Raw genomic sequence first — 12,732 nt, 5'->3', positions numbered from 1 at the left:
TTAATTACCTCTAAATGATAAAAAGAAAATTGTTAGTGCTAATAAATCAGCACTACCGCCCGAACTTAAATTACGTTCAATGCAGGCGGTATCAAATTTCATTAATGCTTGTGTCAGTGCTGTTTTATCTGTCACAAGGTGTTGATCTGTAAGCAGATCCTGTGCTGTTTGCTGTATGAAATGCAATCCCGCTAAACCACCTCGATGAACCACGTTAGTGTCGGAGTTAATTGCCATTAAATTCAATAACAAAATCAGTAAACGATGTTCCCATTCTAACTGATGGTACTCATCAAATTGTGGCAACAACGTTTGAATGAGATTAAAACCATTTTCTGCTTCGCCACGGACACCTGTTAAGCCATATTTTTGGAATAAACGCACTCCAGCCGTACTAGGCAAGTGTTCAGGATAATTTTTCAGTTCATCCGTTAAACCTTGAGTAAATTGTGCAACAAGTGAGCAGATTAATTTAACATCAAAATCTACCGCACTTTGAACCAAACTTTTTTGTGCCAATAATCGTCCAATTGCCGTACACACTAAACCAAAAGAAAAAATAGCACCTTTGTGGGTGTTTACGCCATCAGTAACTTTAAACATTGCTTTTTCTGCTAATAAACCTAAAGGACGAATTTCAGCGAGAATTTGATTTTCAGACAAATGCGCGGTCATCATGCCTTTGAGAACAAACTGCGTAAAAAAAGGTTTTAAACTAATCGCACTTTGCTCAAAAGTATGTAGGTTCATATCTTTGTGCGAACCGTTATTGATGGCATCCACTAAACCAGGTTTTGGCGATAAGCGAGCCTCTTGTATTAATGCCAGATAAACTTGTTCACCAATATGTTCTGCGAAATCATGATTCTGTGCGAGAGATTGAATTTTATCTACAATCTCATCAATCTCGTGCTTGCGGGTTCTCGCACAGATTTTTGCATTTTCTCCGCACACTAAACAAGTTCTTGGAGAAAGATCAAAATCTGTACGACTCAGTAGATTGCCTTTAGCATTAAACACATCTAAATCCCACAAACGAGCAAGAGGAATACTTTCTTCCAATTCAATCATCAGCACTTTTAGCGTACGAGCATCTATCGGTAATACAAAATAGGCTTCATGCCCCGTTTCTAACGGACGGACTATTTCTTTTACTGCTGTGATGTTTAACTGAGTAAAAAGTGCGGTCAGATTTTCTAGAGCTTTTGTAAAAACATAATCCAACAAAGCATTTTTTTTTACTCCACCCACAGCAGTTAAAGTGATGCAAAGTAAGGTTTGTCCATATTGTGTTATAAGCTGTTGTTGTAAAATTGCACGTTCCTCTCGAGCATTAAGCAATGCTTCAAGTGAAATTTTTGAACCCTCTGTAGAGAATGTCGTAAAAAAATGCTGCAAAATTTGACCGCTCTTTTGTATAAAAATAAATTTTCTTAACTCTTTCCATTTATATGGTGCTGGCGAAAGCTGAAAGAGCTAATTGAGTCCCTTTCAACTCTTTGGGCTCCTTTCCTGATAATCATGGGAAGACAAGAGTTAATTTTGGCTATTGAAAGTAGATCGCTTGTAATGCTGATTCTAGTCTTTAACTTGATACACCGTATCAATCACCGAACCATCACGATAACGAACAACAGCCACAGGTTTATTAGTAAACTCAATTTCTTTTGGTTTACCAGTAATGCTGTAAGCACGTTCACAAAGTTGTTCAATAGTAAACAATGGAATGTCTGTTTTGCTTAAAGCTTCAATCAAATCTGGACGTTTAGGATTTACTGCTACACCATGATCGGTAACGAGAATATCGACGTTTTCACCAGGTGTTACACAGGTAATCACGTTTTCCACCACGGTTGGAATACGACCACGAACTAATGGTGCCACAATGATTGCTACTTGTGCAGAAGCTGCGGTATCACAATGACCACCAGATGCACCGCGAATCACACCGTCAGAGCCAGTCAATACATTCACGTTAAATTTAGTGTCGATTTCTAAAGCAGAAAGAATCACCATATCTAAACGTTCAACAGATGCGCCTTTGGAACTGTAATTCGCATATTGGTTAGCGGAGACTTCAATATGATTTGGGTTACGGGCAAGTGATTCAGCTGCAACAGAATCAAAGCTTTGTACATCTAATAATTTTTTAATAAGACCAGTCTCATGTAATGCCACCATACTTGCAGTAATTCCGCCAAGTGCGAAATCTGCAGTGATATTTTCACGACGCATTTTTTCTTCTAGAAAGCGTGTAACAGCTAATGCTGCCCCCCCAGAACCAGTTTGTAATGAGAAGCCATCTTTAAAATAACCACTGGCAAAAATTACTTCTGCACATTTACGCGCAATGAGTAATTCGCGTGGATTGGTAGTCATTCGGGTTGCACCACCACCAATTTTTTTCGGGTCACCGACTGCTTCAACTTGCACGATTAAATCTACTTGATCTTGAGCTATGCTGATTGGGTAGTGCGGGTATTCAACAAATTCCTCTGTGAGCAACACAACTTTGTCAGCATATTCAGCATCGACACGCGCATAGCCTAGAGAGCCGCATTTACTTTTTCCAGTAAATCCATTGGCATTACCGAATGTGTCACAGCAAGGCACGCCTAAAAAAGCAACGTCAATTTTTAATTCGCCAGATTTTACTAAGTGAACACGTCCACCATGAGAATGAATATTTACAGGTTCATTCAATAAACCACGAGAGATTTGCTCTGCAAGTTCACCGCGTAAACCAGAAGAATAGATTTTGGTGACCACGCCATTTTTGATATATTCGACAATCGGGAAGTGGCTATCAATTAAAGATGAAGATGCAAGGGTCAGATTTTTGAAACCCATTTCGGCAATTTTATTCATCACCATATTCACCACAAAATCTCCGCCCCGAAAAGCATGATGAAATGAAACAGTCATACCATCTTTTAAGCCAGAGCGTTTAATCGCTTCTTCTAGAGAGGTACAAAGTTTGCGATCTTTCGCTGTACGAGAAAGGGATTCAGATTTAGGCACCGCCTGATAGACTGAGCGATCAGCGTGATATTTTTCAATACGTTGTTCTCTTGTTGTCATCTTTTTATCTCCCTTTACTCTTCACGAATACCTGATTTCGCACGTTCTAATACAAGTTTTGCGCGATCAATAATCGGTGCGTCAATCATTTTACCGTTTAACGAAACAACACCAGCCCCTTGTCGTTCAGCTTCTGCTGCCGCTTCAATAATGCGTTTTGCCTGCTCCACGTCTTTTTGTGTCGGTGCAAATAAGTTGTGTAACAATTCAATTTGGCGTGGGTTGATTAAGGATTTACCGTCAAAACCAAGCTGTTTAATTAACGCAGCCTCTTTTAAGAAGCCTTCTTCATTGTTCGCGTTAGAATATACGGTATCAAAAGCCTGAATGCCAGCCGCACGTGCCGCTTGTAAAATAGAACAACGAGCAAAAAGCAGTTCAATCCCCTCTGGTGAACGCTCGGTTTTTAAGTTACGTACGTAATCCTCTGCACCCAATGCGATACCAATTAAACGTTTAGAAGCGAAAGCGATTTGGTTGGCTTGAGTGATACCTAATGGCGATTCGATGGCTGCTAGCATTTTAGTCGAACCTGCTTCTCGACCGCAGGCTTTCTCAATCTCAGTAATGGCGTGATCCATATCCAACACATCTTGCGCGCTTTCAGTTTTTGGCATACGTACCACATCCACACCCGCACGCACTACCGAATTCAAATCCAATAAACCAAATTCAGAATCTAGCGGATTAACACGAACTACGGTCTCAATTTCTTTATAAAGCGGATGTTGAAGTGCATGAGCGACTAATAAACGAGCAGAATCTTTTTCTTTGAGCGCAACCGCATCTTCTAAGTCAAACATAATGGAATCTGGTTTATAAATAAAGCTATTACTCAACATGGCGGCATTTGAGCCCGGCACAAATAACATACTTCTTCTTAATTTCATAGCACAGCCTCCCAGTTAATCGTTTCATCAGTTGCACGCATTGCAGCAGCTTTTACTCGAGCTTGTAACACGCAATCTAACGCCCCTTTGTCTTCTACAATGACTTGTGCTGCTGTAATGCCTAGTTTTGCTAATACTTCACGAACTGTCGCTTCAATTTGTTCACCAAATTGTTTTGCTACTGAGCTATTGATTTCAATATCGAGTGAATCAAAAGGTTGAACCCGTACTTGAACATCACTGGATTCCAGTGTCCCTGCAACGGCTACTTTTGTTATTTTCATAGATTTTCCTTCCGTATATTGATGAATAAAAATGTATTTAAAAACGACCGCACTTTTGTAAATAATTTAACGTAGTCATAGGCACAAACTCTGCGAGTTGAGCCCAATTTTTTTCAGCCAAATGCTTTCGTACTGTAGAAGCAGAAATAATGTGGTTGCTTGCTGTTTTTCTAGGTATCTCGATAACATTTATTTTTGGTGCATTCATTTCGGCATCCATTAACCAATAATGCATTTGGCGATTATATTCGGCAGTGATGGGACAATTTAGCTCAGTACCAACAAAGCGATGTGTTATTCCCAAAGCTTGAGCAATATGTAAACGGAATAACTTCAGATCAATCTCAAAATAACTTTCATCTGTAATTAATTGATCTTTTAGGAAATAATTTGGAAATGTTGCACGAGAAATAATATAGTCAGAGCCAGAATGAAGAGTGATATTGGATAAATCGAAAATACCTTGTTGAATCATTTCAAATCGTTCAGTGTAAGAAAATTGCGATGCGTCTTCACCGACAATAAATAAATGCAGATGATCACATTGTTGTAATGCTTGCTCAATTAAATAACGATGACCTAAGGTAAATGGATTCGCGTTCATTACAATCGAGCCAATTCGATTACCATCCACACGCATTTTCTCCCATAATGAGCATTGTTTTTGTAAACGCGTAGCACTATTTTCTAACAATACTACATAAGGATTGGCATCAGAGATGATATAAAAACCACAAGATTTGAACAACGTTGCATATTCGGGTTTTGTATAAATAAAAAGGTGTGGGCGTTTTAGCGTGTAAGCTAAATCAACCAATTCAGTAATTAATTGCAAGGCAACACCGCTACCACGCAAAGACTCATCAATCGCAACACATTTTATGATATTGCCTGCTAAACCGCCACAGACAACGATTTGTTCGTTATCATTATAGCCAACAACAAAATACTCGATTTGTTCATCTAATTTAAGCGCATTTTGATGTAAAAATGTCTGAATGAGGGAAAGTTTTTTTTGTTCAGTAGAAATTCGCTCAAATTGCATCGACTCTCCAAAAAAGAAGAAAACATAACATCACTACCAAGTTAGTAGTATAGAGCTATTATAAGCGATGAGCAAATTACGATACAAGATAAGCTCATATTTTTCCCAACTTTATAATCTAATATTATCTTAACACTGCATTATACATTGAATAATTTATAGGCAATATTGGCGGTTATTCTGAGTTGTAAAAATAAACCGCACTTTTGTTGCAAGCAAAAAGTGCGGTTTAATTTAGCAGAATTTTAAATTATTTCACTAATCCGCCACTGGCTTGTAAATCAGCGTGATAAGAAGAACGAACAAATGGCCCACAAGCCGCATGTTCAAAGCCCATTTCATTGGCTTTATCACGGAATTCATCAAATTCAGTTGGCGGCACATAACGGGCAACAGGCAAATGATGGCGGCTAGGTTGAAGATATTGACCCAACGTGAGCATAGTCACACCGTTATCACGTAAATCTTGCATCACTTGCAAAATTTCCTCGTTGGTTTCGCCTAACCCAACCATTAAACCAGATTTGGTTGGGATATTTGGGAATATTTCTTTGAATTCACGCAATAATTTAAGTGACCATTCGTAATCCGCACCTGGACGAATTTCTTTATATAAGCGCGGTACGTTTTCTAAATTATGGTTAAAGACATCTGGCGGATTATCTTTTAATTTCTCTAAAGCCTGTGTAATGCGACCACGAAAATCAGGCACTAAAATTTCAATCTTAATGTTAGGATTAAGCTCGCGCACAGCTTTTACACATTCAGAAAAATGACCAGCACCACGATCAGGCAAGTCATCACGATCCACCGATGTGATTACCACATATTTAAGTTTCATATCTTGAATCGTTTCTGCCAATTTTTGTGGCTCTTCAGGATCAGGCGGTAATGGTTTACCGTGAGCCACATCACAGAATGGGCAACGGCGCGTACAAATTGCACCTAAAATCATAAAAGTGGCTGTGCCATGATTAAAACATTCGTGTAAATTTGGACAAGACGCTTCCTCACAAACAGAATGTAATCCGTGACGGCGCATTCCATTTTTAATGCTTTCAATTTTAGCTGAACTTGCTGGAAGTTTAATTTTCATCCATTCTGGTTTTTTTAATAACTCTTGATTAGGATCGATATTTTTTACGGGAATAATTGAGGTTTTTGCCGCATCGCGATATTTTACACCGCGTTCCATTTTGAAAGGCGTAGACATAGTATTTTCCTAAATAAAAATGCCCAAATTGGGCATTTAGTTTTTATAAAATGTTATAAAGTTGTTATATTATAGCCTAAAAGATCGGCGAAGTGTTTAATTAATTTTGCTGAAACATTATCGCAATCAGCTTCATCTTGATTAACAAAATCCGCTAACTGACACATTTCAAGCCCTGCATACCCACAAGGATTAATATAATGGAAAGGATTAAGATCCATATTAATATTCAATGCCAACCCGTGAAAAGAGCAACCACGACGAATACGTAATCCAAGAGAACAAATCTTTTTTCCATCCACATAAACACCTGGCGCATCAGGCTTTGGATAGCTTTCAATGCCATATTCAGCCAAAGTTTTAACCACCGTTTGTTCAAGTGCGGTAACTAATTGACGCACATTTAAGTTTTTATGGCGTTTAATGTCAATAAGCACATACATCACTTGCTGACCGGGTGCGTGATAGGTAATTTGCCCACCACGATCCGATTGCACCACAGGGATTTCACTACGTTGTAAAAGATGCTCTGGTTTACCTGCTTGCCCTTGGGTAAAAACAGGATAATGTTGTACTAACCAAATTTCGTCTTGCGTTTCAGCATTTCGAGTATCAGTAAAATCCTGCATTTTGTGCCAAATTTCTTGATAATCTTGCAATCCTAACTGACGAACGATAAGGGAATTGTTCATACTAAATAACCATTTTCACGCCTTCAACTTTAGCCAGTTCTTTATAGAGTGTTTCTACCTGATCAAAGTTTTCAGCAATAATATCAATTGAAACTGAATTATAAGTGCCTTTACTACTGCGCTTTTCTTTTGGAATATAATCGCCTTTAATATATTTTTGCACCACTTGTATAAGATCTTGTGCTAACCCTTCTCGATTAATTCCCGCAACTTTAAAAGTCATTTTTGCTGGAAATTCCATTAATTCCTTGAGTTTTGCATAATCGTTTTCTATTGTCATTTTCTTTCCTAAAAATAAAATAAATCAAAAAGTGCGGTCAATTTTCAACTTGTTTTTATGAGAATAACCCTTTCACAGTCAATACTAACCAATCCCATAGTTTACCAAAAATACCCGCTTCTCCCACATCATTCATCACTTGTAAATTGGCACTTGCAATATCCTTACCATCCAGTTGATAAACCACTTTACCAATCACTTGACCTTTTGCTAATGGTGCTTGTAAATTTTTATCTGCTAATTCATAACGAGCTTTAACCTCACTTTGTTTACCTTTAGGTATCGTAATAAAGTGATCCATTAAAGCACCAAGTTTTACTGAATTTTTATCGCCATAATAAACCCTTTGTTCTGAAATTTCTTTACCAGCCTCTAAAGTTTTAAATGTTTCGAAATTAGCAAAACCCCATTGTAAAAGTTTCTTACTTTCTACTTCACGACCTTTGTAAGTTGGCACACCCATTACTACAGAAATTAAACGCATATTGTTTGATGTAGTCGCTGAAGCGACTAAGTTATATCCTGCTTGGCTAGTATGCCCTGTCTTCATTCCATCAACATTGATAGTTTTATCCCATAATAGTCCATTACGGTTAGCTTGTTTGATTTTATTAAATGTAAAGTCTTTTTCGGAGTAAATTTTATATTCTTCAGGTAAATCACGAATAATATGCGCACCAATAATTGCCATATCACGCGCGGAAGAATATTGATTTGGATCGTCTAAACCATGGGGCGTGGTGAAATTTGTATTTTTCAAACCAAATTGTTGAACATATTTATTCATTGTTTCTACAAAGTTCGGTACATTGCCAGAAATATGTTCAGCTAATGCAACAGTCGCATCATTACCAGAAACAACAATCACACCTCGATTTAAATCTGCTACAGATACTTGTGTATTTAAATCTAAAAACATTTTTGATGAATCAGGGAAATTACGCCCCCACGCACTTTCACCAATGGTAACCATATCGGTATTATGGATTTTGCCTTGTTTTAATGCGACACCAACTACATAACTTGTCATCATTTTAGTCAGTGATGCTGGATATTGACGTTGATCTGGATTAAGTGCGGTCAAAATTGCACCTGAATTATAATCCATCAATACATACGTTTGAGCCGTAATTTGTGGTGGAGTTACGCCAAACTGCATATCCTCTGCAGATACCGAAAAAGCACTAAGTGCCACAAAACTTGATAAAAATGCGATTTTTGTTGTTCTTTTCAACATAGTGTGTTCCTACAATTAATTTTTATACGTATAAACAATTAATGGCTTATTATTTGCCATTTTTTGTAATTTAGTTCTCACTTGTGCCATTTTTGTTTTGTCATCAAAAGGCCCAATATAAATTTCATATTTATTTCCTGAGCGATTTACTTCAGTCTGAATATTCGCTAACGCAAGCTGCGTAATTAATTTATTTGCTTGGCTATGAGAGGTTAATTCAAGCATTTTCAAACAGTAAAATTCGGTTCCTTTTAGAGCATTTATTGACTTAGATGCGTTATCAAAAAGCGTGTTAGATTTTAATACTAAACGATCGGCAGCTTCCTGAGTTTTTGCTTGTTTAGCCAGTGTTTTTGTGGCTGCACCTGATAAATTCCCATTTTTAGCAACGTGCAACGCCTCAATTCTTACCTGCCCTATGCCGCGGGAAATTAAGCCAATTTCTTTTGCCGCAGCGTGTGAAAGATCAATTAAACGTTTATCACTAAAAGGCCCACGATCATTAATACGTACGATAACTTTACGATTGTTATGTAAATTTGTCACTAAAGCATAAGAATTTATTGGCAATGTTTTATGTGCTGCAGTAAATTGTTTTGAGTTATAAACATCGCCACTTGCTGTTTTTCGCCCATCAAATTTAAGATGATAATAACTTGCTAAACCTTCTTTAATATAAGATTTGGCTTCATTCCCACTTTTAGTGGTATAAGTTTGCCCTTTTACTGAATAAGTCCTTGGTGCAGGCATTTGAGTTGCGATAGAAAGATTATCCCCTCGAATACCATACATTTTTTGCGTATCAGCCTGCGCAGGAAAAGCTACGCTTATCATAAATAGCAAAAGTGCGGTCAAATTTAACCCAGTTTTTAATTTCATAAAATACTAACGCTTTTCATTTATTCTTTCTTTAAGAAAGAAAAAAATGAAATTAGCTCCTTTTCATAAATTGACTTTTATGCGTATGAATAGACATCAGTAAACCAAAACTTGCCATAATCGCAACATAAGAGGTACCACCATAACTAAATAAAGGTAATGGCACACCCACAACAGGCAAAATTCCGCTTACCATTCCAATATTCACAAATACATAAACAAAGAAAATTAATGTTGTTGCACCAGCAAGAATACGCCCAAAAGAAGTTTGAGCATTTACGGCAATCATTAAACCTCGCACAATAATAAACAAGTAAATCGCCATTAAAATCAAAAAACCAATCATTCCGTGCTCTTCACCCATTACCGCAAAAATAAAATCTGTATGAGGTTCGGGCAAAAATTCTAATTGTGATTGAGTCCCCTGCATCCAGCCTTTTCCGCTTAATCCACCAGAACCAATCGCAATCTTTGATTGTAAAATATGATAGCCAGCACCGAGAGGATCTTTTTCTGGGTCCAATAATGTGAGAACGCGAGTGCGTTGATAATCGTGCATTAGATATAACCACATGATCGGAATAAATCCAGCTAAGCCAATCACTGCAGCTAAAATAAGCCACCAGCTCATTCCTGCTAAAAACACGACAAATAAACCTGACGCACTGACCAAAATTGCTGTGCCTAAATCAGGCTGAATCGCCACAAGCAATGTTGGCAGTAGAATCATTGCAATCGCTATAAATGTTTCACTTAATTTAGGTGGAAGCGGACGATTACCTAAATACACCGCCACCATTAATGGCACAGCAAGTTTTACAATTTCAGAGGGTTGAAAACGAATAAATCCCAGATCAAGCCAACGCTGCGCACCTTTACTTGTCGTGCCAATAGCATCTACTAAGATCAACAACACAAAACCAATTAAATAAAGATAAGGTGCGATGCGTTGGTAAAATCTTGGTGGAAATTGAGCCATTAACAACATAACAATAAATCCAAGTAAAACCTGAATAATTCGGTTATTAAACATCATTTCACTGGCACCTGATGCACTATATAACACCAGCATACCATAAGCCGTTATTGCAAGAAGTCCGATAAACAGCCAAAAATCAATATGCAAACGTTGCCAAACACGCAACCAAAAAGGGATTTTATCTTCCATTTATTTGTTCGCTCTCTTGTGACAAATCTTTTTTTTGCTGAATAGGTACATTATATTTTTCAACTTGTGGTAAACGCTGATTTAAATAGTAATCCATCACTTTACGCGCTAACGGTGCGGCATTACTTGAACCACCACCTGCATTTTCTAAAATCACTGTCACAACCAATCTAGGGTTTTCATAAGGCGCATATGCGGTAAACCATGCGTGATCATGCAATTCTTTTTTCAATCCCACCGCATTGTATTTTTCATTTTCTTTTAAACTAAACACTTGAGCAGTACCAGATTTTCCTGCAACACGATAATTGGCATCTGCAAAGGCTTTTCGCCCAGTTCCATTTGCAGCATTAACAACATTGTACATACCGCGTTTCGCTGCCTCCCAAGCCGTCACTTTAGGTGTACTAATATCAGGATAAATTAACGGATCTTCATAAGGCTCTAGAACTGCCCCCTCAATTGCTTTCATCAAATGCGGCGTATTTACTTTGCCATTATTGACCAATATCGTCGTTGCTTTTGCTACTTGTAGTGGTGTTGCCGTCCAATAACCTTGACCAATCCCAACCGAAATCGTATCGCCTTGTACCCAAGGGCGTTTATAGCGTTTTTGTTTCCATTCTCGAGTTGGCATATTGGCAGCCGTTTCTTCTTGAATTTCAATCCCCGTTGGCATACCAAAACCAAAATCCTTCATCCAATTAGAAAGACGATCAATACCCATATTATAAGCCACTTGATAAAAATAAGTATCAGAGGATTCAGTAATCGCTTTATTCAAATCCGTATCTCCGTGGCCTGTTTTTTTCCAATCACGAAAACGTTTTGTGGAGTTAGGTAATACCCAATATCCCGGATCAAAAATCGTTGTGTTTGGTGTAATCACATTTTCAGTTTGTGCGGCTACTGCAATAAAAGGTTTGACTGTTGAAGCGGGCGGATACGCACCTTGTGTCGCACGACTATAAAGCGGACGAGCAGGATCATTTAATAAACGTTTATAATCTTCGGAGGAAATACCATCAACAAATAAATTATTGTCATAACTTGGTGTAGATACCATCGCTAATACACTACTATCTTTCGGATCAAGCACAACTACAGCACCTTTTAGTCCCGATAAAAGTTCAGTAATATAACGCTGTAATGCTAAATCAATAGTTAAATGAATACTTTTTCCCGCCACAGCAGGTCGGCTACGCAAAGTACGGATTACTTTGCCGCGATTATTAATTTCTACTTCTTCAAAACCCGTGGTACCTTGCAGTATATCCTCGTAATAACGTTCAATACCCAATTTTCCAATATCGTTCGTCCCCGCATAATTCGCAAATTTATCCTCTCGTTTCAAACGTTCTACATCTTTATCATTCATTTTACCTACATAGCCCAAAATATGCGCCATTGTTTCGCCATATAAATAATGGCGTTTGAAATAAGGACGTACCTCTAAACTCGGGTATTGGTAGCCATTTACCGCAAAGCGTGAAATTTGTTCTTCTGTTAAATTCGGCTTTAATAAAATCGGTGTATAACGCGTTCCGCGGAGACGTTCTTTTTTAAAATGTTCAATATCGTTATCCGTCAATCCCACAATGTAGCGTAATTCATCTAAAGTGCGGTCTAAATTTTCAGTTTTTTCCGGCACAATGTATAAACCAAAAAAAGTAAGATTTTCGGCTAATAATTTACCGTAACGATCATAGATTAAGCCACGCGTTGGCGGTAAAGGTAATAATTTAATTCGGTTACCATTAGAACGCGTTCGGTAAGTATCGAAATTAACAATCTGTAGCTGATAAATATTGGTGAATAAAACACCTGTTAGTAGCAAAATCCCCAAAAAAGCCACTAACGTTCGGCGTGCAAAAAGGTTACGCTCCGCTTTTTTATCGCGGAACGGCTCATGAGTTGGCGTATTGAAAAATTTTTTTAAATTCATCTGGCTAAAAATAAGGAT

Annotated in this window: 12 protein-coding genes; all 12 read right to left on the bottom strand. The window is 37.8% G+C overall.

Annotated elements, in window-relative coordinates:
- Positions 1-1,398: a triphosphoribosyl-dephospho-CoA synthase CitG gene (gene citG, locus AT683_RS05630; protein ID WP_005663296.1), complete on the bottom strand. Its 1,398-nt coding sequence runs from the start codon at positions 1,396-1,398 to the stop codon at positions 1-3.
- Positions 1,399-1,578: 180 nt separating this feature from the next.
- Positions 1,579-3,081 carry a citrate lyase subunit alpha gene (gene citF, locus AT683_RS05625; RefSeq protein WP_014550625.1) on the bottom strand — a complete coding sequence of 501 codons (1,503 nt, stop codon included), beginning with the start codon at positions 3,079-3,081 and terminating at the stop codon, positions 1,579-1,581.
- Positions 3,082-3,095: 14 nt separating this feature from the next.
- Positions 3,096-3,971: a citrate (pro-3S)-lyase subunit beta gene (gene citE, locus AT683_RS05620; protein WP_005649868.1), complete on the bottom strand. Its 876-nt coding sequence runs from the start codon at positions 3,969-3,971 to the stop codon at positions 3,096-3,098.
- Positions 3,968-4,255 (bottom strand): citrate lyase acyl carrier protein, encoded by a 288-nt coding sequence (citD, locus tag AT683_RS05615; protein WP_005649866.1) that lies wholly within the window; start codon positions 4,253-4,255, stop codon positions 3,968-3,970. Before citD ends, citE begins: the two co-directional genes overlap by 4 nt.
- Before the next feature lie 37 nt (positions 4,256-4,292).
- The gene (gene citC, locus AT683_RS05610; RefSeq protein WP_011271784.1) at positions 4,293-5,300 is read right to left on the bottom strand and encodes a [citrate (pro-3S)-lyase] ligase; all 1,008 of its coding nucleotides are present in this window, start codon (positions 5,298-5,300) and stop codon (positions 4,293-4,295) included.
- Between the two features lie 250 nt (positions 5,301-5,550).
- On the bottom strand, positions 5,551-6,513 hold the full coding sequence (lipA, locus tag AT683_RS05605) for a lipoyl synthase (RefSeq protein ID WP_011271785.1): 963 nt from the start codon (positions 6,511-6,513) through the stop codon (positions 5,551-5,553).
- 53 nt (positions 6,514-6,566) lie between these two features.
- The gene (gene lipB / locus AT683_RS05600) at positions 6,567-7,205 is read right to left on the bottom strand and encodes a lipoyl(octanoyl) transferase LipB (RefSeq protein WP_005649858.1); all 639 of its coding nucleotides are present in this window, start codon (positions 7,203-7,205) and stop codon (positions 6,567-6,569) included.
- 1 nt (position 7,206) lies between these two features.
- Positions 7,207-7,485 (bottom strand): DUF493 family protein YbeD, encoded by a 279-nt coding sequence (ybeD, locus tag AT683_RS05595; protein ID WP_005649857.1) that lies wholly within the window; start codon positions 7,483-7,485, stop codon positions 7,207-7,209.
- Positions 7,486-7,540: 55 nt separating this feature from the next.
- Complete coding sequence (locus tag AT683_RS05590) at positions 7,541-8,722, bottom strand: D-alanyl-D-alanine carboxypeptidase family protein (RefSeq protein ID WP_011271786.1); 1,182 nt, start codon at positions 8,720-8,722, stop codon at positions 7,541-7,543.
- Between the two features lie 15 nt (positions 8,723-8,737).
- Positions 8,738-9,601, bottom strand: a complete 864-nt coding sequence (locus tag AT683_RS05585; protein WP_005689889.1) for a septal ring lytic transglycosylase RlpA family protein — start codon at positions 9,599-9,601, stop codon at positions 8,738-8,740.
- A 52-nt stretch (positions 9,602-9,653) separates the two neighbouring features.
- Positions 9,654-10,769 (bottom strand): rod shape-determining protein RodA, encoded by a 1,116-nt coding sequence (rodA, locus tag AT683_RS05580; RefSeq protein WP_011271787.1) that lies wholly within the window; start codon positions 10,767-10,769, stop codon positions 9,654-9,656.
- Positions 10,759-12,714, bottom strand: coding sequence for a penicillin-binding protein 2 (mrdA, locus tag AT683_RS05575; RefSeq protein ID WP_011271788.1), 1,956 nt, complete (start codon positions 12,712-12,714; stop codon positions 10,759-10,761). The genes rodA and mrdA overlap by 11 nt, the downstream gene beginning before the upstream one ends.
- Positions 12,715-12,732: the final 18 nt, after the last annotated feature.

It is taken from the genome of Haemophilus influenzae (assembly GCF_001457655.1).
Classification (GTDB): Bacteria; Pseudomonadota; Gammaproteobacteria; order Enterobacterales; family Pasteurellaceae; genus Haemophilus; species Haemophilus influenzae.
The sequence above is the reverse complement of the archived record's forward strand: the minus strand, read 5'-3'. Positions and strand labels throughout refer to the sequence as shown.